Raw genomic sequence first — 24,395 nt, 5'->3', positions numbered from 1 at the left:
TCTCTTTAAATTATTAATTTTTCATTTTGTCGGGAAAATATTTCTTCATCAAGGAATTCCATTGTTGAGTTCTCTGGCGCAACAAAATAAGGTCTTTATCATTATGCATCGTATCAAAGTCTTTATAACCCATTTTTAAAGTATGTGCGAGATGTTCATAGGCCTGATCGATCTTGCCCTGTATACCGGAAATACAAGCCAGGTTGTAATAAGCTGTAAAATCGTTTGGAACTATTTCTAAAACTTTATAAAACATTTGTTCAGCTTCTACCAGGCGTTTTGAATTTAGGTATAGGTATCCTAAATCAAAAAAAGCTTCCCAATAAGTTATGTCGAGTTCAATTGTTTTTTTATAATACTTTTCTGCAAGATCATCCCGTTTGGACATTTTATACGTTCTTCCTAAATTATAATAGGCATGTACAAAACCCGAATCTAGTTGAATTATCTTTAAAAGCTTAGCAACTGCAAGATCGTAACGATGTGTATCCAGATAAAGAATTCCCAAAGAGTTATTGACTATAACTGAATTCGAATCGAGCAGGATCGCTTTTTCTAAACACTTTTCCATTAAATTATAGCGAAGAGTACTGCGATATACATTTCCTAAACCGAAATAGGCCGGACTAAAAGTTGAGTCTATCTGAATGGCTTTATGGTATTGAATTTCAGCTAAATCATATCGTTGGGTATTAAAGTATACATTTCCCAAATTATGGTAAGCACAAGGGAAACAAATATCTCCCTGAATGCTTTCAATAACTGATAAAAAAAACTGCTCTGCGAGTTCAAATTTGCCTTGCGTATAGTAAAAATCTGCTTTTTTATATTTTACCAATACAGAAGTGGAATCTAATTTTCCTGCAAGGATTAGGATTTCTTCCGCTTTATCAGTTTGTTTCGTTCTCCATTCATAAAATTTACTCATAGACAAATAAGGTTCCACCCATTGAGGAACCAGGTTCTTCCCTTTTTCAAAATAATATAAAGCAGAATCCAATTGGTTGCCTTCAGACATACGAACCAATTGTATCATAGCATGTGGCATATCGGGTTGAAGCTCCAAAGCTTTTCTGAATAGGGTACGTGCTTCTTTCCTACTGGTTTTCATTAATCCTTCAAAGTAATATTTCCGGGCTTGCAAAATTTGGTACATGTAATGGCCTTTTCCCAATAGTTCGCTGGCCCTTTCCAAATAGGCCGGATAAGACTTGAACAGCTTGGAAAAACTGGTGTTTTTCAATACTTGTTCGGTGAGTCCTGACTTGAGCATGATGTTCATTACTTGCTGTGCATCATCCTGTAAAGCGGCTGCATAATTGCGAGTCATTGTAGAATGTAATCGACTCAAACCAGCATGTGCCATCAAGTGTTGGTAATAATATTCCGCACAATTTGATTCCGGCTCAATAAATTTCTTTTCTTTGAGTGCTTTATTAAACAGTTTATAATTCAGACGTATTGAGGTATCTACGGAAGATAAAATATCTTCCTCCATTCCTCTTGATTCAATCGATGATAATAAAGCCAGTTGATGGCTCTTAGAAGATTTAACCGAAGCCAAAAGTGAAGCATCTACATGTGCTAACAGCTCCATGCGGTTTCCTAAAATCATCGGCATCTGACTTACCGGAGCTACTTCCTTGCTTACATGATCCTCCAGATATCTACTTGCTTCATGCAGATTTACCAGCTGATCATTGTTGTGATCTGCCATACCATATAAAGCATTGACCAGATGATAAGAAAAAACTCCGCGTCCACCCCCCCATTGTTCACCTTCGATAGAATATTCATTTGGCTGGCATGAAAGTATTTTAATTTCATTCGCATATTGCTTTGCAAGATTAGCTCCTGTTATTTGTGATCCACCGACACTGCTGCCAGCTAATTTTCCAGATCGGCAGGCATCTGTGATGACAACTACTTTAGCTTTGTTTTGCGAGGAAAGCGTAGTGATGATATCTTGAAACATGGGAAGCGCTAATGCGCCGCCTGCCAAATAAACTCTAGCAGGTGCATCCCAACATAAGAGATAACCTGGTTGCGTAATGGTCTTTTTTTCTACATCGCCATGTCCGGAAAAATAGAGTATAACCTGATCATTTTCTTTTACTACTTCCATCAACCAATCCAATGCAATGGCAAATTGTGCTACTGTTGCTTCCTTATTTAATAATAATTTTAAATGATCATGATCCAAATTACCACCAGCACTCGATCTTAAATAATTTGCAAAAGCCTCCGCATCTTTTTCTGCGAAGCGAAGATCAGGGATGCCGGGATCCTGGTAGTCGGAGATGCCAATGACAACTGCGTAGACCTCACCCCGGCCCTCTCCACTCTGCGGAGAGGGAGTACTTTCCGTTACTCCTTTAGATTGAGAATACAAACTAACGTTTGTTAGTATGGTAATGAAGAGGAGAAAGCATTTCATGCATCAAAAATTTTATCAAGTTCAAGATAACTCAAAACATCCACATCTTCTGCAAGGGGATAGCTATTCGGTGTCGGGCAAATGATGAAATTTCGAGTTGTGGCCAGGTCTTTTTTGGCAATAAAAAACCCTTTACCAGGCTTAGGCGCTGTGGAGTATTTGATTTCTAAAAGTACATGTGGAACACCACTACGGGTAATAACCAGATCAGCTTCTGTTCCGTCATGCGTACGGTAAAAAAATAAATCCGCCCGGGCCGGCAAACGCGAAGCGATTTCTTGCACAATATAAGCCTCCCAGGATGCGCCGACTGCAGGATGACCTTGCAACTGTAAATTGTTTTCAATGCGAAGAAGGGCGTGCAGTAAACCCGTGTCCCGGAGATAAATTTTGGGCGTTTTTACCAGGCGTTTTCTGGTGTTGGCAAACCAAGGTTGCAGTTGACGAATCAGGAATGCTGATTCCAGGAAATTAATATAACGGCGAACTGTAGGGGAACTTATATCAAGAGATTTGGATAAGGTCGCAAGATTGAGTAATTGTCCATTGAGATGTGCGATCATACTCCATAAGCGGCGGATAAGCATTGGGTCGGCTCGCAATCCCAGGAGAGGAAGGTCGCGTTCGAGATAACTGCGAATGAAATTTTCACGCCATTCAAGGCTTTGGACATCGTCACCCGCAAGGAGCGAATCGGGAAACCCACCCCTAAGCCAATGTTGGCGATAATCGATTTCAACAGGCAACTCGCGGATCGAAAACGGCTGTAACTCGAAATAAGCCACCCTACCAGCCAAAGACTCCGAAGTGTCCCGGATGAGCTCTGGCGATGCCGAGCCGAGCAAGATAAAACGCCCTGGCTGCCGGTGCTGATCGATCAGACTGCGCAAAATCGGGAAGAGCGTCGGAACCCGCTGCACTTCATCTAAAATGACGGTATGGTCTTTCAGGGGATTGAAGAGCAGACTTGGGTTATTCAGCTTATTGTAATCATCGGGATTTTCCAAGTCGAAGTACACTACTTGCCCCGGTACCTGAGCGGCAAGGTGCTTCACCAATGCCGTTTTGCCCACCTGCCTGGGCCCGACCACTACTATCGCAGGATTGGTTGAGATGAGTCGCAGAATTTCTGGTTCTGCAAAACGTGGTAAATATAGTTTATTAGCCGTAATTATAAAATTAAATTTTTGATTTACGGTGTAAATATAGCTTTTATTGTCATTGTTTATTCTTTTACTTTTTCGGGAAAGTGTTTTTGCATCAAGACATTCCATTCAGGAAGGCTTCTCAAAATCCCCAAATCTTCATCCTGTTTTAATTGCTCATAGGTGCAACCTTTGCCGATAGCTTGTTCCAATTGGGTAAGGGCCTCTGAATTTTTGCCTTCGGATAGAAGAATATAGGTCAAACCAAGTTGCGCCGGGAAATATTCAGGGACTATTTTTAGCGATTTTTCAAAGTACGTTTTTGCCTGAGCTTGCCGACCCGTTTTAAAATAGGCCATGCCTAAATGACGATGCGATTCCGTCCAGGTGGAATCCAAAGCGATGGCCACCAATGCTGCGCGTTCTGCTTCCGCAAATTGTTTGGTGGCCACGAGCACCCCCGCCCATCCGTTCCAGCCCCGCACAAAGGACGAGTCCAGTCCAATGGATTTTTTAAACTGTATGCCGGCTTCTTCCCAACGACCTCTGTTAGCCGCTAACTCACCGAGGTAGTTCAAGGTCCAAGGATCTGAGGGGTAAAGTGCGTGCGATTTTTTCAAATATCGTTCTGCATCATCGTGCCGACCGGAAATGTAGTATAATATGCCGAGCGCGGTCCAGATGCCATAAATCGTAGAATCAAGGCGAAGGGCTTTCAACATCACCGATTCCGATTCTGCGAATCGTCCCTGTTGCCCGTAAACCTGACCAAGTAACATCCACACTGCATAAATAGTGGAATCCATATCACCAGCCCTACGTAATACTTTTTCCGATTCGTTGAGGCGCAGGTTGAAATATAAAAAGCTTCCGAAATTAGCCCAGGCGCTTGCATTGGTTGAATCCAATTCAATGGCCTTTCGAAATTCAGCTTCTGCAGCATCCATCTTGCCAAAAGAAGCCAGAACATTGGCGTAGTCTACGTGCCAACAAGGATATAGAACACCTCCGCTTTTTTGATAATTTTCGAAGAGCGTCAATGCTGCTTTTTTATGCTCCTCCCCATGTTGCTTACTGTGCCAAAAACCCCGTTCTTTAATGACGAGCGGGTGCAAAGAATCCATTTTAGCTGCTTCGCGCAAGGCTGTTTCAGCAGCATCGAAATTAGCTTGGTAACTGAATAAATTGGCTAGATTGACATATGGAGACACCCAGTTTGGGGCCAGTAAACGGGCTTCATAAGCACAGAGAAACGCTGAATCCACTATTCGGAGGTGGGTCGCATATTCCCGGCTCATCGATGACCAGGGCAATGGCGATTGAGGTTCCTTTGCAAGTGACTCCCGAAAAAATTGGATGCACTGTCGACCCAACTTTTCATCGGGGTTGTTATTGCGCTTACTCAGCACTATGCCCTCGAATAGCAATGTTCGTGCTTGAAGGGAACGATACATATAGTGTTGTTCGCCAAGCAGCTCTGCCGCCCGCTGCAATTGCCGTGGTATGGGTTCAAGTTTTAGAGTTTTACCGATGCACTGCAATTCTTTTACATCTGCTTTCAACCAAATATTCATGGCCTGTTGAGCATCATCCTGCAAAGCAGCGGCAAAATTGCGGGTCATTGTTGAATGCAATTTTGACAATTCTGCAAGCTTTATCAATTCAGTGTAGTAATGGTCTGCACTAGCATGAACTGGTTCTAATAATTGCTTTTTGAGCATTGCATTTTTGAATAATTTATACTTTTCCAATATGTTTGTATCCAGCTTAGCTAAAACATCTTCCTCCATTCCCCTGGAATCAATCGTTGATATACTGGCCAATTGATTTGTCTTTCCTGATCTTATAAGAGCGAGCAGACTTACATCTACCTTTGCAAGCTGCTCTGATCGATTGCCTAAAACCATCGGCACCTGGCTTACCGGTGCCACTTCAGACGTGACATGATCTTCTAAGTACCTTCCCGTTTCCTGCAAATTGACGATCAGATCCTTATTGTGATCGGCCATACCATATAGGGCATTCACCAGATTATAAGAAAATGCCCCACGGCCTCCGCCCCATTGCTCTCCTTCAATGCTGTATTCATGTGGCTGACAGGAAAGTATTTTAATCTCATTCGCATATTGTTTTGCAAGATTAGCTCCGGTGATCTGTGATCCTCCAACTGTACTTCCTGCTAGTTTTCCGCTACGGCAAGCATCCGTGATGACGATCACTTTTGCTTTATTCTGTACAGATAGCGTAGAAATTACATCCTGAAACATGGGTAGCGCCAAGGCACGCCCCGCAAGATAAACACGCGATGGTGCATCCCAGCAAAGTAAATACCCCGGCTGGGTCAGGCTCTTTTTCTCCACATCTCCATGACCTGAAAAATAAATAATGACCTGATCTCCTTCCTTAACCACCTCCCATAGCCAATCCAGTGCAATTGCAAATTGTGCAGCCGTTGCATCTTTATTCAATAAAACTTTTAAATGATCTCCATCCAATTTACCGCCTGCATTGGATCTTAAAAATTTGCAAAGCTTCAGCATCTTTATCTGCAAAACGCAGGTCGGGAATGTCTTTGTCCTGGTAGTCGGAGATGCCGACGACGACCGCGTAGACCTCACCCCGACCCTCTCCACTCTGCGGAGAGGGAGTACTTTCCGTTACTCCTTTAGATTGGGAATACAAACAAACGTTTGTTAGTATCGATAAAAAAATCAAATATGATTTCATAAGCATCTTATTTCATTTTGTCGGGGAAATATTTTTGCATTAGGGTTTTCCATTTAAGATCTTTTCGCATTACTTCAAAGTCAGGATCGGCCTGTAAGTCCTCAAATGCAAACTGGTCTTCGCCCACTCCCTTTTCCAGTCCTTTTTCAAGGTAAGTCCATGCAGCTTCCGTTTGATTTTTTCTTAACGATAAATTTGCATAGTATCTATAAGTATCCGGGTATTCAGGATCCAGTTCAATCGCTTTTTCGAAACAGGATTGCGCCTTGTCTATATCCAAGTCCAGGTGCGCATATACATCACCCAGAACAGCTTGAAGCAACTCGTTTTTAGGCAGTGCTTTTACAGCTTTTTGCATGAAAGGAGAAGCCTCTTTCCATTGTCTGAGTTTATGATATACCAGTCCCAAATTTGCGCTTGCCTGAAAAAAGTTTGAATCGATTTGTATGGCTTTCCGCAAATATTTTTCTGCATCGGGATAGTTGCTCCGCTTTCTATAAATATTGCCTAAATTGCCTAAAGCCTGAACTGAAGTCGAATCGAGTTGAATGACCTCTAGAAATACCTTCTCAGCTTCTTGATTCCGACCTGATAAATAATAGGTAACGCCTAAATTTACCTGCGCTTCTATATAATTGGAATTTAACTGTATGGCTTTTAACAATACTTGCTCTGCCTCTGGATACCTTCGGATGTTATTGTAGAGAAATCCAAGCGTGTTGTATTGCAGTGAATTGGTTGAATCCAATTGAATTGATTTTTGCAAATTTTTCTCTGCTAAATCGTATTTACCCATGTTAATGTAAACTAAACCCAGATTATTGTAGGCATCTGAAACCGTAGAGTCAAGTTGAATTGATTTAATAAAAGCATCTTCTGCTTTCTTGTATTCCTTTTTCCAAATATGATAAACCCCCAGGCCAATCCATACCTTATCAGAGCTTGAATCTAGATTCATGGCTTGATCTAAATACAATTTAGCTTTTTCGAAAAACTTATATTTCTGAGAAAAATTAAAAGCAAGAGTGGTATAAGGTACAATCCAACGAGGATAAACTTCCATTGCCTTTTTTGCAAAGAGTTCCATGGAATCAGGTAAAAGCAGCTGATAACCATAAATCTGACTCATCTGCCAAAAAACTGCTGGATGTTCAGCTTGCCATTGAAGGGATTGTTGAAATTTCTCAATTGCCTTTTCGCCGATTTCCTTACTCGGATTCCGATTGCCATTCGCTAATAAAAACCCTTCGAAAAAATATTTGCGAGCCATCAAGGTAGTATATAAATAATGATCTTGACCCAATAATACAGCAGCCCTTTCTAAGCAGCTTGGGTAAGATTTAACTCGATCTGAAAATACTTTGATGGGGATATTTTCACTTTTATTTTTTGACCCACTTTGAACAGTTTGATGAATATCGATACTTAACCATCGATTCATGGTTTGTTGGGCATCGTCTTGCAAAGCAGCCGCAAAGTTTCGCGTCATGGAAGAGTGTAGCCGCTGAAGCTTAGACTCTCCAATCAACTTATCATAATAAGTGTTTGCACATGCATTTAAAGGTAAAAGTAAACGCTTGTCTTGTAAAGCTATTTTGAACAGTTGATAGAGTTCCTGAATGGTCGTATCCATGTCGGCCAAAATCTCATCCTCCATGCCCCGACTATCCACGGGTGAAAAAATCTGTGTCTGGTTTATTTTTCCTGAACTTAAATTTTCAAGAAATTTTGTATCAACACTGGACAATCGGGTTATCCGATTTCCAATAATCATGGGTACCTGCACCATCGGTGCCACTTCCGTCGTGACATGATCCTCAAGATAACGACTCAATTCCTGTAGGCTTACGAACAGGTCTTTGTTTCCATCCGCAAGTCCATACAAACCATCTATGAGATTATACGAAAATGCACCTCGTCCGCCACCCCATTGTTCACCTTCGATGCTATATTCATTAGGTTGGCAAGAAAGCATTTTAATTTCATTGGCATATTGTCTGGCGAGGTTTTGGCCTGTGAGTTGCGCACCATAAATTTCACTTCCCGCCAATTTCCCGGAGTGACAAGCATCTGTAATGACAATCACCATCGCCTTGTTTTGAGTGGAAAGGGTAGACACCACTTCCTGCAACATCGGCAATGCAAATGCGCCTCCTGCCATATAAACCCGTGCCGGTGCATCCCAACACAACAGAAATCCAGGTTGCGTCAAACTTTTTTTCTCGACATCGCCGTGTCCCGAAAAATAAATGATGGCCTGATCACCTTCCTTGCAGATTTCCCACAACCAGTCCAGAGCATTTGCAAATTGTGCCATGGTAGCTTGCTGGTTGATCAATACTTTTAAATGGTCCTTGTCGAGTTTGCCTCCTGCACTTGACCGGAGATAATTTGCAAAGGCTTCGGCGTCTTTATCCGCAAAACGCAAGTCAGGAATTCCGCCGTCCTGGTAGTCAGAAATGCCGATGACGACGGCGTAGGTGGAAGTAGCCGGCAGTTTTGAGTTTACAGTTTGCAGTTGGGATACGCCCTTTGATTGAGAATACAAACTAACGTTTGTTAGTATTGATATGAGGATTAAGTATAATTTCATAGTGAACTTATTTCATTTTTTCGGGAAAGTGTTTTTGCATCACCCTATTCCAATCATCTGAACCCTTTAACAACTCCAGGTCTTTATTTTCTATCAATGCTTCATATGTGGCATTTATTTCAATGGCTTGTACAACATGTTTCATAGCTTCTTTGGGTTTTCCCTCCTTGGCCAGAAGACTTGCCAGTCCCAAATATGCATTCGTTGCAGAAGGGTTGACCCGAATCGCATTGCTAAAGCTATTCCGAGCTTCATCCTGACGATTTGTTTCTAAGTAAACATGGCCAAGATAGATCATGGGTTCAGAAAACGTTGAATCAACTTGTAAGGCTTTCTTAAGATATTCTTCTGCCTTTATGTATTTATGGGTTTTTAAATACAATGCCCCAAAATTGGTCCAGGAATAAACCCAGGCTTGATTTAAGGACATGGATTTTTCCAGGAATTTCTCGGCTTCCTCATAACGACCGGCTTTTAAATAGATCTCTCCCAGATTTCCCCAGGAAGGAAAGTGGAAGGAATCTCTGGAGAGAATTCTTTTGAAAATTATTTCAGACTCATTATATCTACCCAAATTAAGGTAAGCATAAGCAAGATTGTTGGAGTTGGAAATATGGGTGGAATCAAGGGCTACTAACTTTTCAAACACTTCTGCTCCTTTTTTAAAATTTAACTTTCTTATATAAATAAATCCTAAAAAGCCGAGTAAAGTATTTTCAGCCTCCGGGTTGGTATTCTGTTTTAAAAAGTTATTCACAAGATCTATCGCTAAAGAATCTTCTCCCATTTGGCTGTAAAAAGCTGCCAGATTGCGGACAACATTGAGGTTATCTGGTTGGATGTTGAGACTTTTCTTTAGGGCTTCTATTCCGGCTAGTGGTCTGTTGGTAATAAAATAAAATATACCTAAACTATTCAGGACCAGAGGTGAGGCAGAATCCAATGAAAGGGCTCTGGAATATAATAACTCAGCTTCATTTATTTTAGATGGCAGGAAATAACGGCAATATATTTCGCCTAAAGCAATAAGACTGGAAATGTAATTTGAATCCAATGCCAGCGTTTTTTTAAAGTAATGTTCTGCCTTTTGGATTTCATTCATTTCCAGATAATAAGTACCCAGATTATGTGAGGTAAATATGGCAGTGGAATCAAATTCCATGGATTTCAGCAACCATTTTTCTGCATCTTTCTGCCTTTTTAAGAGCCTATATAATGATGCCAAATTGTTCATTATAGTGGAATTTGTGGAATCTAATTCAAGTGCCTTTTGGTATGCTGCTTCAGCCTCTTCAAACCTTCCAGCTTGAGCTAAACTGAAGCCGAAATCACTAAACCAACAAGGATATAAGGGTCCTTTTGCTTCCAGGTAAGCCTTGAAAGCTGAAATAGATCCTTCGATATCACCTTTATGAATTCTAAGAGAAGCATTCGCTTGAATGACATAGGGATGTTCAGGCTGAATGGATTCTGCCTGTTTAAGCACCTTTTCTGCAAAATCCAACTTATCTATTTGAACCATTGCATTGTACAAATCTGTTAAGGGCAGAACCCATTGCGGAGAAAGGCTTATCGCATTATTTGCACATAAATAAGCAGAATCAAGATTTCTTAAATTATTGATATAAACCCTGCTCATTTGATGCCACAACACCGGAGAATTGGGCTCAAGTACCAGAGCCTGTTTATATTTTTCTAAAATACGGTTTCCCATCAAGACATCAGGATTGCTGTGCTTCATTTGAGTAATGCCTTCGAATAATAAATGCCTGGCTGTCAAATAAGAATGCATATAATGTTGGGTTCCCAAAAGCTCAGCAGCTTTTTTTAAGTTATCGGGGATGGGACCCAGTGGGATGCTTTTTCCTATGCAATTCAGTTCTTTTACATCTGCTTTGAGCCAAATGTTGATCACTTGTTGTGCATCATCCTGCAATGCAGCCGCATAATTGCGCTTCATTGTTGAATGCAAACGTTCCAATTGAGGTTCTTTGATCAATTGTTCATAATAGCTATTTGCACAAGAATCGATTGGTTCTAAAAAGGTTTTGTTCTTTAATGCCTTTTTGAAAAGTTGATAAGTCAATTTTGTATTCGTATCCAATTTGGAAAGTACGTCCTCTTCAATGCCCTTCGATTCCACTGCCGACAACATCTTTGTTTGATGGGACTTGCCTGATTTAAGAGAGGCTAACAACTGTTCATCTATACTTGTCAATCGCTCATTGCGGTTACCAACCGTCATCGGCACCTGACTTACCGGTGCGACCTCATTGGTTACGTGATCTTCCAGATATCTTCCGATTTCCTGCAAAGTAACCCATAAATCATTGTTGATATCGGCCATCCCGTAAAGAGCATCGAGAAGATGATAGGAAAATGCACCGCGACCGCCGCCCCATTGTTCGCCCTCGATACTGTATTCATTCGGCTGACAAGACATGATCTTGATCTCATTTCCAAATTGTTTAGCGAGGTTGGCAGCTGTAGCCTGTGATCCACCTACGGAACTTCCGGCCAAGGTACCTGAACGACACGCATCTGTAATGACGATGACTTTGGCTTTGTTCTGTATGGATAAAGTTGAAACCACTTCCTGCAACATCGGTAATGCAAATGCACCACCAGCCATATACACCCTCGCCGGAGCATCCCAACAAAGCAAGAACCCCGGTTGCGTCAAACTCTTTTTCTCCACGTCGCCATGTCCTGAAAAATAAATAATTGCCTGATCTCCTTCCTTGCAAACTTCCCACAACCAGTCCAATGCATTCGCAAATTGGGCCATCGTGGCTTCTGAATTGATCAGCAGTTTTAAATGGTCATTGTCAAGTTTACCTCCTGCACTTGATCTGAGAAAATTCGCGAATGCTTCCGCGTCTTTATCTGCAAAACGAAGATCGGGGATGCCGGGATCCTGGTAGTCGGAGATGCCGATGACGACTGCATAGGTGGAAGAAGTAGGCAGTTTTGAGTTTGCAGTTGGCAGTTCTTTTATTCCTTTGGATTGGGAATTCAAACTAAGGCTTACAAGTACTGATATTAGGATTAAGTATAATTTCATTTAAATTTTATTTCATTTTATCTGGGAAATATTTTTGCATCAATGCATTCCACTCCGTACTATTTTGTCGGAGCAAGCTAAATTCCGGATCCACCTGCATCCAACTGTAATCATCATACCCAAGCTTTAAAGCTTTTTCAAATGCTTCAAATGCTTTAGTTATATCTTTTGTTCAAGAAAGATATAAGCCTTCCAATAGTAAATTGCCATTTCAGGATTTGTTTGGTTAGCAGAAAGTTGCACAGCAATTCTGAATTCGTTTTCTGCATCTTTGTATTTTCCCATTTTAGTCAAAACTATTCCAAGGGTATTGTGTGAAGTTGAATTTGAAGAATCGGAAATTATTAATTTTTTAGCCAATTCCATAGCCTCTGGCAATCGATCGGTATTTATATAAATTTTCACCAAAGAGTTTTGAGCACAAGGCATACAAATTGAAGAAGAAGCATTTTCTATTATTTTTTTAAAAATAAGTTCTGCTTCACTGTAGCGATGTTGTTCAAAATAAAAACTGCCTTCTGCTTCCCAATAGAGTGGTGAGCTAGAATCAATTTGTGCTGCACGATCCAGGTATTCTTTTGACTTGACAAAATCAAATAACATCGTCGAATAGATCTCTGATAGCCGAACAAAAGGCAGTATCCAGCTTGGAGAATTTATGGTGGCTTTATGCGTATAATATTCTGCTGAATCAGCTTGCGCCCATCCAAAGCCATGTATCCATGCCAATCCTAAAAGTGCCAGTGGCATATTTGGATCCCAATGGATGGATTCCTGAAATTTTAAAGCTGCCCTTTTAATCATATCCTGGGTAAACTCTCCACCATGTATTAAAGGAAAGCCTTCAAAATAAGCACTTCGAGCCTGGAGCGTACGATATAAATAATGATTTTGTCCCAATAAATTTGCTGCGCGGGCTAACTGACGCGGGAAATCGCTATAGCGGACGACCTTTGATTTTTGTGAGAGACTAAGTTCACTAACATCCGCTTTCATATATCGGTTGATGGCTTGTTGTGCATCATCCTGTAATGCAGCAGCATAATTTCTTTTCAAAGTTGAATGTAATCGGCTCAATTTTGGCTCCTTCATCAATTGTTCATAATAAAAATCTGCACATGCATTGTCAGGTACTAAAAATACTTTTTCGTTTAATGCTTGCTTAAACAATCGATAATTCCGTTTTATGGATGTATCTACCTGGACCAATACTTCTTCTTCAATTCCTCTTGCATCAATTGATGAAAGAAAACTCATTTGGCTCAATTTACCTGTTTTCATTGAAGCCAACATGTTAACATCTACATGAGCGATTGGATCCGTTCTGTTTCCGATGATCATTGGCACCTGACTAACCGGCGCAACCTCCGCACTCACGTGATCCTCTAGATATCGTCCAGCTTCTTGTAAGCTTACGATCAGATCGGTATTTAAATCCGCCATCCCATACAAGGCATCTATCAAGTGGTAACTAAATGCTCCGCGTCCACCCCCCCATTGTTCTCCTTCGATAGAATATTCATTTGGCTGGCATGAAAGTATTTTAATTTCATTCGCATATTGCTTTGCAAGATTGGCTCCTGTGATCTGTGATCCTCCAACACTGCTTCCAGCTAATTTTCCAGATCGGCAGGCATCTGTGATGACAACTACTTTAGCTTTATTCTGAACAGATAGTGTGGAAATCACATCTTGAAACATGGGAAGGGCCAATGCGCCACCCGCAAGATAAACACGCGATGGTGCATCCCAGCAAAGTAAATATCCCGGTTGGGTCAGGCTCTTTTTCTCCACATCTCCATGACCTGAAAAGTAGATGATGACCTGATCACCTTCTTTAACCACCTCCCATAACCAATCCAGGGCAATTGCAAACTGCGCTGCTGTTGCCTGCTCATTCATTAAAACTTTCAAATGATCGTGGTCTAAGGACCCGCCTGCTGAGGAACGAAGGTAGTTTGCAAATGCTTCAGCGTCTTTATGGGCGAAGCGAAGGTCTGGGATTTCTTTATCCTGGTAGTCGCTAATTCCAACAACTACCGCATACACCTCACCCTGGCCCTCTTCACTGTGCCGAGAGGGTTGGGGTGAGGCGCCTTTGGACTGGCTTATAATATTTGAAATTATAAAAATCCACGTGAATAAAATATAGAATCCTCTTTTCATCAATTTCTCGTTTTTCCAAAGTTCATAATATCAGATAAAAAGCATCGACTAACAAATGTTATTTTTAATCCCTTTTTAAGTAACCTTCAACTCCCGACATCAGTTAGATTTATTAAATAGAGAGCTCTTCATGTCAGGACAACCATTTACTAACAATCATCAACTAACACCTGTTAGCTATCCATCAAATTTTTAAAAATTTAGATTTTCCCCGCTATATAAAAGTGCCTTTCTTTGCCTAGACATTAAAGGCTGTCTACTTAACCCATAAGTAGTTGATCAAATATAGAAAAAGTTATCATAATTGTAACTTAAAATCAAACATAAGACGCATACTTTTTGATCATATGCCTAAAAATACTCATTTTACAAGCGATAAGTTGCTTTGCTAAATAAATTAGGGATAGCCAGAACCATGTTCAGCCCAATAAAAAAGGAGATATATTCATAGTATATACCTCCTTTGTAATTTGGTCGTATAGATGCGAATCAATTCAAAGCATAGGTTTCTGAGGATTTACCTGCCTTAGCCCGTAGGCGTATCTTTTTCCCGGCAGGAAGTTTTGCTGCATCCACATAAACGTTTCCGGAGCCGTCTGTGGTGATCGCATGATCCAGGCCATCCACTGCAGTTCCGTTAGGGTCCAGGAAATCAAAACTCAGGTCTATACCCCTTTCTTTCCCCTTAAATGGATTGCCGGATAAGAGTCGATTGGTTGTCTTGCCTCCTTTTTTAGCTGCCGGCGTGCTCACATAAATTTTGGCACAACATTTCCTCGCGGCTGTTCCAGTTGTGTTGGTCTGTGTGTTGACTTTCTGGTTCTTTTGAGTGCCCGGATTGAGACCATCACCGGATCCTTTTGGTTGAGATATTCCACCCAGATTGGATTGGGACATAACCGCACTAGATAAAATAATTGCACAAAATAATAGAAAACTCTTCATAAATAATTTGATTTTGAATAATGATGAATATGTATAAGTGCCCGCAAATTGCCGGCGTTATCACCAAAGATAGATTAATTCCTAAAATCCTCATTTCAAAATTTAGTTTCCATGAGAAAAGAGCTTGGAGTATTTATTAATCCTTAGAAACTTGAGAATCTCAGTGAAAATTCTTATAATGCTTCAAATCTCTTTGATCCTATTCGACCAAAATAAAACCAGCCCATTGGTATGGATTGAAGCCTAATTCTCGCAACTCCTTTTGTGCTGCCCGAAAAGCCTCCGGAATACTCATTTTGTTGCCACTTCCAGCGAGACTCTTTGAACTCAATAAATTCGCATAAAAGCGAACCATAAATTCTTTGGTCTCCTCATCCGGAATCTGCCATAAACTCATCATGATATACTTGGCTCCTGCAATTTTGAAGGCCCTTTGCAAACCATAAACTCCTTCATTACCCTGAATGTCTCCCAATCCAGTTTCACAAGCTGATAAAACCACTAATTCCGTATTTGACAAATTCATTTGACTGATTTCATAAGCGGTTAATATTCCATCTTCCATTCCTTCAGAATAAGGTCTGTTTTCTTTCCAAGCATAATTCGCTGCTGAAAGCAAAAGTCCTGATCGCATCATGGGCAACTCTGAACTTTTATAGATTCTACCCATCGAATCTACAGCTGACTCAAGCATCCTATTTTCATCCAGAACTTTATCAGCCTCAGAGAAGAAAAAACCATGAGTTGCCACATGTAAAATTTGCGGTGATGCCTTATTTTTTCCAATTTGTTTAAAAGATTCTTCAGTGGCTGCAAAATTTGAAAAATATTTCACCTTGAAATCTGTGTGTTCCATTAACTTCATAATATCTTTCGTTTCCTTTTCCGTCCCAGGCAAGTAATTCCATAACTGTTTGAATGCATCTGCGTTTAGACCTGAATTTGTAGAATTGAGTTTATTTTCTACTTGCGTGAAATTAATTTCCTCAGTAAGCCTTTTGTTTTGATCGATTGGCTCCAAATTGTAATTTATTCCACCATATAAAACAACTTCCTTATTTTTAATAAAATCCGCTTTTCTATTTTGAACCAATGAACGGGTACTCCCTAGACGAACCAATTGAAAATCATCTGCAAGTATCGTTTTTTCATCCACTTTTATAGCATCTAAATTAATCTGATGTAAGAGCCCACTCGTTGCATAAAATACTTTATGAATTCCATTCAAATTTTTCTCGATAGGTTTCCAAATTAAATGATATGTATGGTCAAAAGTTCTATTTTTCGTTGGTGTCACACCTCGATTATAAGATAGGCTCAAACCGTACTGATTCTTTATTTCATCTTCTGAAATTAAAGATTTGTGCAATTCAGAACCTGAAAAAAGTGGAATCATACGAGGATATGGATCTCCTTTTTTCAATATCAATGCCGCATAAATAACACTATCTTTATTTCCATATGATTCAAAATGTATGAATTCAATGGCGGCGCTTGCATTTGGCAATTGAACTAACACCTCTTTCCAATCAGTAAGCTTGCGCGTTTCACCAAATTCGGGTGAACTTTTAATTAATGTTTTTTCCAAAGCCTCAGCTTCTTGTTCCAACTCAAGAATTCTTTTCCTTTGCGCTATGGGTTTTGTATATTCAATACTTAATTGCCTAAGTTTTCCCCTCCAATCTGTAAAGTTCTTCTGAAAAATGCTATCCGAACTTGTTGCTAAATTTGAAATCCTTTGAGCGTTTTCCATGAGATAACCATTGTAAAATAGCGCATTATTGTAAGCCAATTGAATCAACTCATGCGACGGATGCTGGTGAATGAAAGTAAGAATCTTGGAAACAGGATTTTTGAACGTTGGCAGATATGCTAACATTTGACTTTCAGATGAATATGATGCTGCTTTTTCAACCAAGTTTCGAATCAGTTCATCCATTTCGAAAATTAGGCTCGCACATTTTTCCAATCTGTCTGTATGCTGATAGATAGAAACCAAATGATTCAAGGAATTTATATAATTCGCATTCTCTTTTCCAAATGACTTTAAATAAATTTCACGTGCTTCCAATGTTAGTTTTTCAGCTTGTTGCAAATCGCCAGTCTCTAAATACATATTTGCAAAATTATAAAGCACGTCCGCATACGATTCGTGCTGTTTGCCAAATACTTTAGCTCTCAGTTCCAACGCCTCTAAATAAAGAGGTTCAGCCTTTTGAAAATTTTTGATATCAAAAAAATGATTTGCAAGATTCATGGTTGCAATCCCATATTGAGAATGTTCTTTTCCTAATATTTTAGCCCAGATAGCCCTTGCTTCGACAAGCATAGGTTCAACGAGGTCGAATTTATTAGTAAGTTTATAAAGGTTTGCCAGATTGATAAGTGATTCTGCATAGTCATTGTTTTCTTTCCCAAATGATTTCTCGCGAATGTCTTTAGCTTCTAAACACAATCGTTCTCCTCTCTTAAAATCTCCTTTTTTAGTATACAATACTCCGAGATTATTGACGGCAGAGGCATATTCTTCGTGGTCCTTTCCATATACCTTCTCTTTGATATGGATCACTTCAATGTATAAAGGTTCCGCCTTTTCAAATTCACTTTTTGTCAAATATAAAAATGAAATGCAACTCAAGGATAGTGCATAATCAGGATGTAATTTACCAACGGTTATTTCCCAAATTTTCTTAGCTTCAAGAAACAGGGGTTCTGCTTTTTCATATGCACCCAGGTATGCATAACTTAAACCAATATTATTTAAGATATGAGCATAGCCTGGATCTAATTTATTCTCAACAGTTGACCAAATACCTTTTGCTTCAAGGAACATTTCCAATGATTTTTCATGGTCATCTTTGGTCCTGTATAAAAGTGCAAGGTTATTTAAGGATCCGGAGTATTCTTTACTTTGAGTCCCATAGAATTTTGCACGAATGTCCTTTGCTTCTGTATAATACTTTTCAGCTGCATCAAAATCTTGCTTATAATAATATACGATGCCGATATTATTGATGGTATTGGCATAAACTCCGTTTATTTTGCCCAAATAATTTTCCTGGATTTCTTTCGCCCGAAAATAAAGTTTCTCAGCTTCATCATATTTTCCCATAATGAAAAATACATACCCTTTATTAAAGTAGGATTTTCCTTCATAAATATGATCTTTTCCCAAAATTCTATTTGCAATAAATGCAGCTGAGTCTAATAAATTTAAGGATTTTTCGAAATCCTGGCTATTGATCAATTTCCTGCTCCATTTTATCAGACTGTCAATATTTGATTTTGCTAAAATTGTATCTGAATTCTGGGAATATAATCCCACAGAAATGAATACAATGCATATCGTTTGAATACATTTAAAAAATGTAATATTCATTTTCATATTAGATGTTTATATTATTTTATTAAGCTGTGTATTTTATAGGGTCGTTCGCTAAATCAGATTGCAATGATACAATTCTATAATGAATTCCCAATTTTATCAATTCGCAAACGGGAATGTGATTTCATATAGGCCAAGCCTCAATCCAGGATGTATTGGTTTGCAGTTTTTGGATCCGCTGCGGAGCAGCTTTTATTCGAAGTTTGACATTAAGCAAAGTGATAATCAGGTAGTTATCATTAAATTTAAACGATATTATCTAAAAAATGATAACGAATTCGTTAATTTGGCACCTCATTTCATGGTCGGGGTTCATTTTATTAACAATCAGGTATTCAATGGCGGTAATTCTTCCGCAAATCTTGCTTTTATGAAGTTAAATTTTTTGTTGACTTATCTTTTGACATTGCTGATTGGATGCTTACAGTTTGCTTTTGGTCAAGACCGTAGTATGGGTACCTTGCCCCTGGTACAAAACAACAAAGCCAGTATTTCGCGTACTTCTGAAAACACGAATTCACCGGAATATTTTGCTGCACTTCAAATTTTCAACCGACTGGTGCAGGCACGCGGAGATTTTAGGTTACCTGTTCCCAGATTTACAATGCGCAACGAAGACAGAAATGTTGCCTTTATCAACTATAGTGTACCGGAAGTAATCCTTGAAACCAAAGCTTACAAAGTTTGCGAGAGTTTCGGAGAACATAAAGATGCTGCCATTGCATTTCTACTCGGACATGAACTCACACATTATTATGAAAAACATTCCTGGAGACGTGAATTTATTTACGACTATCGGGATCTTCCCATCGGCAAGGAACTGGCTGATCTGAGTGATGATGTCGTACATGAAACCGAAGCTGATTACATCGGAGGTTTTTTGGCCTATTCAGCAGGCTTTGGATTGTTTGATCAGGCTTCAAACCTCATACATCAACTTTATAAAGCATATAAATTACCCGACACCATAAATGGTTATCCAAGTTTGCAAGACCGAAAAATTCTAAGTCAACGGTCTGTAGAAAAACTAGACCATCTGGTCGATGTATTTGAAACGGCCAATTTATTACATGCAACGGGATTTTTTCAACAGGCACTGCAATTTTATAATTATGTGCTGCAACAATATTCGAGCCGGGAATTATATAACAATATGGGTGTAACAGCACTCATGTATGCACGTAAGTTTTTCACCCCTTCAGAATTAAAATTTAAATTTTTCCCAGAATTAGACTTGGAATCTTCTGTACAAACCAGAGGTGAAACAGCAGATTCCATGCGTATCAAATATTTAAAACAATCCATATTACATTTTGATGCAGCGATCAGTTTGGATCCTGATTATGCACCGGCTTATTTCAACAAAGCCATTGCATTTGCACTGCTCAAAGATCATGAAAGCGCTCGGTTCTATGCCGGAAAAGAGGCACTTCAAAGAACATCTGAAACAAAATTTACCAAAACAAAAGAAGACATCCGATTATTACTAGCCACCCTGGATGCTATAGATGGCAATATTGAAAAAGCCCGTATTGCAATGGAAGAATTGTCTGAAAAAGGCCATACCGGGGCTTTGCAAAATCTTGAAATATTAAACAGCCCGATAAATACCCAGACGAGATTTAACAAAAAAAATCAGATCTTCTCAAAAAATCCAAACCTTAAGAAAATAGAAAATGCGCTGATCCTTGGTGAAAGTCTTCCTGTAGATACCCTGATCAGCCAGGATATTGACAAAAACTTAAAACTGCATAAAAACGGACTCACCAAAGAAAGCAAGAATTTAAAAATCGTTGAGATGGGAAATGTTTATTTAATTTTTCAAATAGATACGGTCTCTTCTCTACCGATTCAAAATTCTTTTGCTTCCAAAAATGACCTGATGCCAGCGATCCTGGAAAAATATGGACAACCACACCATCTTGTGGAAACGCCTAACGGTCGTTTGTTAGTTTATCACGATAAACAGGATAGCGCTTTATCATCCGGGATCATCATCGAATTCAATTCAAGAATTCAAAAATTAAAATACATTCTATTTAAACAAGTTATTCAATAAAATCATGCTTATGAAAACGTATTTCAATTTATTCCTTTTATTCTTATGGAGCTTTTCCATTGGTTCACAAGCACCGTCCTCTTCCATTGTGGTAGTGGCGGTCCAGGGAAAAGTAAAATATGAATCTTCTAACTACAAAAAACCAATAAACCTGAATCCAGGTGCAGTCATTACCACAGATGGCTTTATAATACTGGAAGAAGGAGATAAAGTGACTTGCCTGTACAATGATAAATTTTTCAACGTTACGGGAAAAGGCAGAAAAAGTATCAGCCGAGCTATTGGTCTGATCAAACCCAACACGGCCATTAGCTTTGATGGGGAATACAGCAAATTTGTAAAAGCAGCTGTCGAATTTAAAACCATAGTTCAGGAACGCGACGGTTGGGGTGGTATTACCAATCCGAAAACTTCAGGTGATGGTTGGGGTGGCATCACTCCACCTAAAGAAGCTGGTGATGGTTGGGGAGGTATCACACAACCTAAAACCTCTGGCGACGGTTGGGGCGGAATCACCAATCCAAAAACTTCAGGCGATGGATGGGGGGAAGAACTTAAATCTATTCAACCTCGAATGCCTTATGGTTATCAGGTCGCCAACCTGGTTACTTTCCGATGGACCGGACCCAAAGAAATTAAAGTGTACAGACTTGAAATTCTAAATAGTCAAAACGAAGTCATACATTCGGAGACTTCTAAAAAGACCAGCATTGAAGTTGACTTGATTGCATTAGAACTCAATGTCGGCGAAACTTATTCTTGGCATGTCATGCCTGAAGATCTCGAATCCTCAGAAGACATCAAGAAAATAAAATTCATGATTTCTTCCAAAAAAGATGAAGCTGCAGCCCAAAACAAATCCTCTAAAACAAAATTAGGTGCATCCAGTGACCCGGTTCTTAAAAGTCTGATGCAAGCAGCAGCATTGGAACTCGAAGAATTCTACAATGCAGCCTTAGAGAGATATGAAGCTGCATTAGAAGAAGATCCAAAGAACGATATGGTGAGAATGCAATATTCCGCATTTCTCATGAGGTTGAATTGGATCGAGGCTTCACAAAATGTCATGAATGGATTAAAGTTTTAAATATTGAATTTTATCCATTAGAACAATAAACTTCCAACCCGGCAATTCAGTAAAATCGAATTGCCGGGTTTTTTATTGTTAAATTCCCATCAGCTATTTATTATAATTAAAATTGGACTCTTTTAAAGGTCTTATTGTCAGTATTTGTGAATTTCTCAGATTCCTTTCTAAACTGTCTATTAAAATTGCACTTAAGCTTTTTGGGCAAATAGGAATATTATTCTCCAACTCCTGGCGTTCGATGGCATCGACACAAAATGTCTTTTCACAAGTTCTGTAAAGCGGAATTTAGAAGTGTAACCAATGTCACAATCTTTCAGGATTTGCGGAAATACCTTTGCATCAAAATACAACAAATGCTTCGCTACATTTCTCTCTTTCTGATATTTGCAACTCATTTATCGGCATACAGTCAGCAATTTTTACATTTACAAGAAGCGATCCAAAAAGCCAAATTGCATCATAAACAACTGCAGATTATGATGCTGGAAAGCGATTTGGCAAAAGCTGACATTCAAAAACTAAAGTCTGCCTATTTACCTCAAATCCAGCTGACTCATCAATACATGGCCACAAACGATCCGTTAAATGCATTTGGCTTTAAACTTCAACAAGCAGCTATTCAGACTACAGATTTTGCTCCTGATCTATTGAATAACCCGGAAGTTAACTACCACGGTCAAACGAAATTGAGTTTGCAGCAATCCATGTTTAACTATGATCAATGGTCTCTTAAAAAGGCAATGCAAGCCAGATTGCAGACAACATACTATCAACAAACACGCGCTGAAGATAAAATTCAACTTGAAATTAAAAATGCTTATACAGATCTCCAGTATTTATATGCTGCATTGGAAGTTAGTGAAAAAGCATTGCTGGCTCTTGCTGAAAATGAACGGGTAATTCAGAATTTTATAGTACAGGGAATGGCTAAAAAATCTGAACTACTGAGCATTCAATTGGAACTTTCAAATATCAAAATTCAGGTCAACAAACTCCACCACTCCATAGAAAATTTAAGCAACTACATCGCTCTGTTCATTGGGGATCCTTTAACAACCAAATATCAAGCTACATCTATTCTAAGTTTGGATACCCTTTCAGCTCTTGAAATGAATTTATCGGAACGTGCAGATTTTAAAGCTTTGCAATCTGTTATTGAATCAAGAACTTACAATAGAAAATCCGTACAGCATGGATTTATTCCAAAACTCAATGTATTTGGTGAGTTCAATTTTTACGACAAAAATGTAATTGGATTCAATCAACATGCCTTCCTTGCAGGAATTCAACTTCAATGGAATGTATTCAATGGCAATGGTCGATCTTTTGAAACCCAAAAACAAAAAATTGAAATCGAAAAAGCAAAGCTTGAAATGGATCAGGTTTTTGATCAGGCGCGCCTTGAAATTATAAAGGTTCAGTCTGATTGGCTGAATTCCAAAGAGGATCTCCACTGGTCCCAAAATAGTGTACTACTCGCAGAAGAAAACAAAAGAATCATCACCGATCGGTTTAAGCAGGGACTTGAAAAAACATCAGATGTACTCAATGCCGAAACATCCCTTATGGAGAAAAACCTAAAAGTCCTGGAAAATATTTCCAGGCACAATAAGTCAATACATCAACTCGAATTTTTAAATGCTTCAGTTAAAAAATAAAATAACGATATGAAAATAAAATCTATTCTCGGTTTAAGCTCCATCAGTATTGTAATGCTCACTTCTTGTGGAAAAAAGACAGATGAGAAGGAAATGCTGCCTCATGCGGAAGCAATAGAAGTTCAACTTTCAAAACCTATGACAGACTCTATAAATCAAACAGGAGATCTTCTGGTCAATGGAAGGATGGAATCTTATAAATCTTCCAATATCAGTTCGCGAGTCATGGGCAATGTGAGCCGGGTTTTGGTTCGCGAAGGGCAAACTGTAAAACAAGGTCAACTCTTGATACAGATACAAGCAGCCGATCTGATGAGTCAAAAGTCTAGATTGGAAGAAAGTCTTACACAGGCGAAGTCCGGTTATGCACATGCAGAAAAAAATTACAATCGCTTCAAAGCTTTACATGAACAAATGAGTGCAACAGATTTTGAGTTAGATCAGGCTCAACTTCAGTTGGATGCAGCAATAAGCAGCGTCGGACAAATCAAACAATCGATAGTGCAGATCCAGATATTAATTGGAGAATCTAATGTTAAGAGTCCATTTGATGGAACGATAACTGCAATTTATACAGAAACAGGATCAATGGCCAATCCGGGAATGCCTTTGCTGATGATTGAAACAAGCAATACGCTTATACTCAAAGTACTCATTCCGGAATCAGAAATTCAAAATATTAATAAGAATCAGGATGTAAGTATTCAATTGCAACAGAATGGAGAAATGTGCACAGGTAAAATTCTGCATATCAATCCATCTGCCAACTTAAGTGGTAGCCAATATGAGATGGAGATCAAACCAGATGCTCAAAAAGTAAACTCTTTTGGCTGGAAAGCAGGAATGTATGCAAGCGCAATAATAAAACGCCAGACCAAGTCTCTAAAAAAACAGATGGCAGATCATGAAATTATTATTCCCAAAAAAGCCTTGATCGAAAAAGGGCAGCTTTATGGAATTTATACCATCTCTGACGATCAAAAAGCCATCTTGCGTTGGGTTAGGTTAGGAAAGGATTATGGCGACCAAATCGAAATTCTTTCCGGATTAAAAAAAGAGGAGTCCTTTATCACAGAAGCTGACAATCGATTATACAATGGGGCTCCCATTCAGGTGAAATAAATTA

Annotated in this window: 13 protein-coding genes; 4 read left to right on the top strand and 9 right to left on the bottom strand. The window is 39.2% G+C overall.

The window, feature by feature from the left end; genetic code table 11:
- Window positions 1–13: 13 nt before the first annotated feature.
- The 9 genes from IPM92_10515 to IPM92_10475 all read right to left on the bottom strand — a co-directional run bounded on the left by IPM92_10515 (window position 14) and on the right by IPM92_10475 (window position 18,462).
- Window positions 14–2,437 carry a tetratricopeptide repeat protein gene (locus tag IPM92_10515; protein MBK9108774.1) on the bottom strand — a complete coding sequence of 808 codons (2,424 nt, stop codon included), beginning with the start codon at window positions 2,435–2,437 and terminating at the stop codon, window positions 14–16.
- Entirely contained in the window at window positions 2,434–3,711 is a 1,278-nt protein-coding gene (locus tag IPM92_10510) for an ATP-binding protein (GenBank protein MBK9108773.1), read from the bottom strand. Before IPM92_10510 ends, IPM92_10515 begins: the two co-directional genes overlap by 4 nt.
- Complete coding sequence (locus tag IPM92_10505) at window positions 3,663–6,122, bottom strand: tetratricopeptide repeat protein (GenBank protein MBK9108772.1); 2,460 nt, start codon at window positions 6,120–6,122, stop codon at window positions 3,663–3,665. Before IPM92_10505 ends, IPM92_10510 begins: the two co-directional genes overlap by 49 nt.
- Window positions 6,079–6,309: a hypothetical protein gene (locus tag IPM92_10500; protein MBK9108771.1), complete on the bottom strand. Its 231-nt coding sequence runs from the start codon at window positions 6,307–6,309 to the stop codon at window positions 6,079–6,081. Before IPM92_10500 ends, IPM92_10505 begins: the two co-directional genes overlap by 44 nt.
- Window positions 6,310–6,316: 7 nt before the next feature.
- Window positions 6,317–8,902, bottom strand: a complete 2,586-nt coding sequence (locus IPM92_10495; GenBank protein MBK9108770.1) for a tetratricopeptide repeat protein — start codon at window positions 8,900–8,902, stop codon at window positions 6,317–6,319.
- A gap of 7 nt (window positions 8,903–8,909) precedes the next feature.
- On the bottom strand, window positions 8,910–11,966 hold the full coding sequence (locus tag IPM92_10490) for a tetratricopeptide repeat protein (protein MBK9108769.1): 3,057 nt from the start codon (window positions 11,964–11,966) through the stop codon (window positions 8,910–8,912).
- A 159-nt stretch (window positions 11,967–12,125) separates the two neighbouring features.
- Window positions 12,126–14,132 carry a caspase family protein gene (locus IPM92_10485; GenBank protein MBK9108768.1) on the bottom strand — a complete coding sequence of 669 codons (2,007 nt, stop codon included), beginning with the start codon at window positions 14,130–14,132 and terminating at the stop codon, window positions 12,126–12,128.
- A 489-nt stretch (window positions 14,133–14,621) separates the two neighbouring features.
- The gene (locus tag IPM92_10480) at window positions 14,622–15,077 is read right to left on the bottom strand and encodes a hypothetical protein (protein ID MBK9108767.1); all 456 of its coding nucleotides are present in this window, start codon (window positions 15,075–15,077) and stop codon (window positions 14,622–14,624) included.
- 199 nt (window positions 15,078–15,276) lie between these two features.
- Window positions 15,277–18,462 carry a CHAT domain-containing protein gene (locus IPM92_10475; protein MBK9108766.1) on the bottom strand — a complete coding sequence of 1,062 codons (3,186 nt, stop codon included), beginning with the start codon at window positions 18,460–18,462 and terminating at the stop codon, window positions 15,277–15,279.
- Between the two features lie 370 nt (window positions 18,463–18,832).
- On the opposite strand from IPM92_10475, the gene IPM92_10470 reads away from it, so the two are divergent.
- From IPM92_10470 to IPM92_10455, 4 genes are all read left to right on the top strand, one after another.
- Window positions 18,833–20,521 carry a hypothetical protein gene (locus IPM92_10470; protein ID MBK9108765.1) on the top strand — a complete coding sequence of 563 codons (1,689 nt, stop codon included), beginning with the start codon at window positions 18,833–18,835 and terminating at the stop codon, window positions 20,519–20,521.
- Window positions 20,522–20,531: 10 nt separating this feature from the next.
- A complete protein-coding gene (locus IPM92_10465; protein MBK9108764.1) occupies window positions 20,532–21,608 on the top strand; it encodes a hypothetical protein in 1,077 nt (358 codons plus the stop codon).
- 356 nt (window positions 21,609–21,964) lie between these two features.
- A complete protein-coding gene (locus tag IPM92_10460; protein ID MBK9108763.1) occupies window positions 21,965–23,269 on the top strand; it encodes a TolC family protein in 1,305 nt (434 codons plus the stop codon).
- 9 nt (window positions 23,270–23,278) lie between these two features.
- Window positions 23,279–24,391: an efflux RND transporter periplasmic adaptor subunit gene (locus tag IPM92_10455; protein ID MBK9108762.1), complete on the top strand. Its 1,113-nt coding sequence runs from the start codon at window positions 23,279–23,281 to the stop codon at window positions 24,389–24,391.
- Window positions 24,392–24,395: the final 4 nt, after the last annotated feature.

The organism is Saprospiraceae bacterium (assembly GCA_016719615.1).
GTDB lineage: Bacteria > Bacteroidota > Bacteroidia > Chitinophagales > Saprospiraceae > Vicinibacter.
The sequence above is the reverse complement of the archived record's forward strand: the minus strand, read 5'-3'. Positions and strand labels throughout refer to the sequence as shown.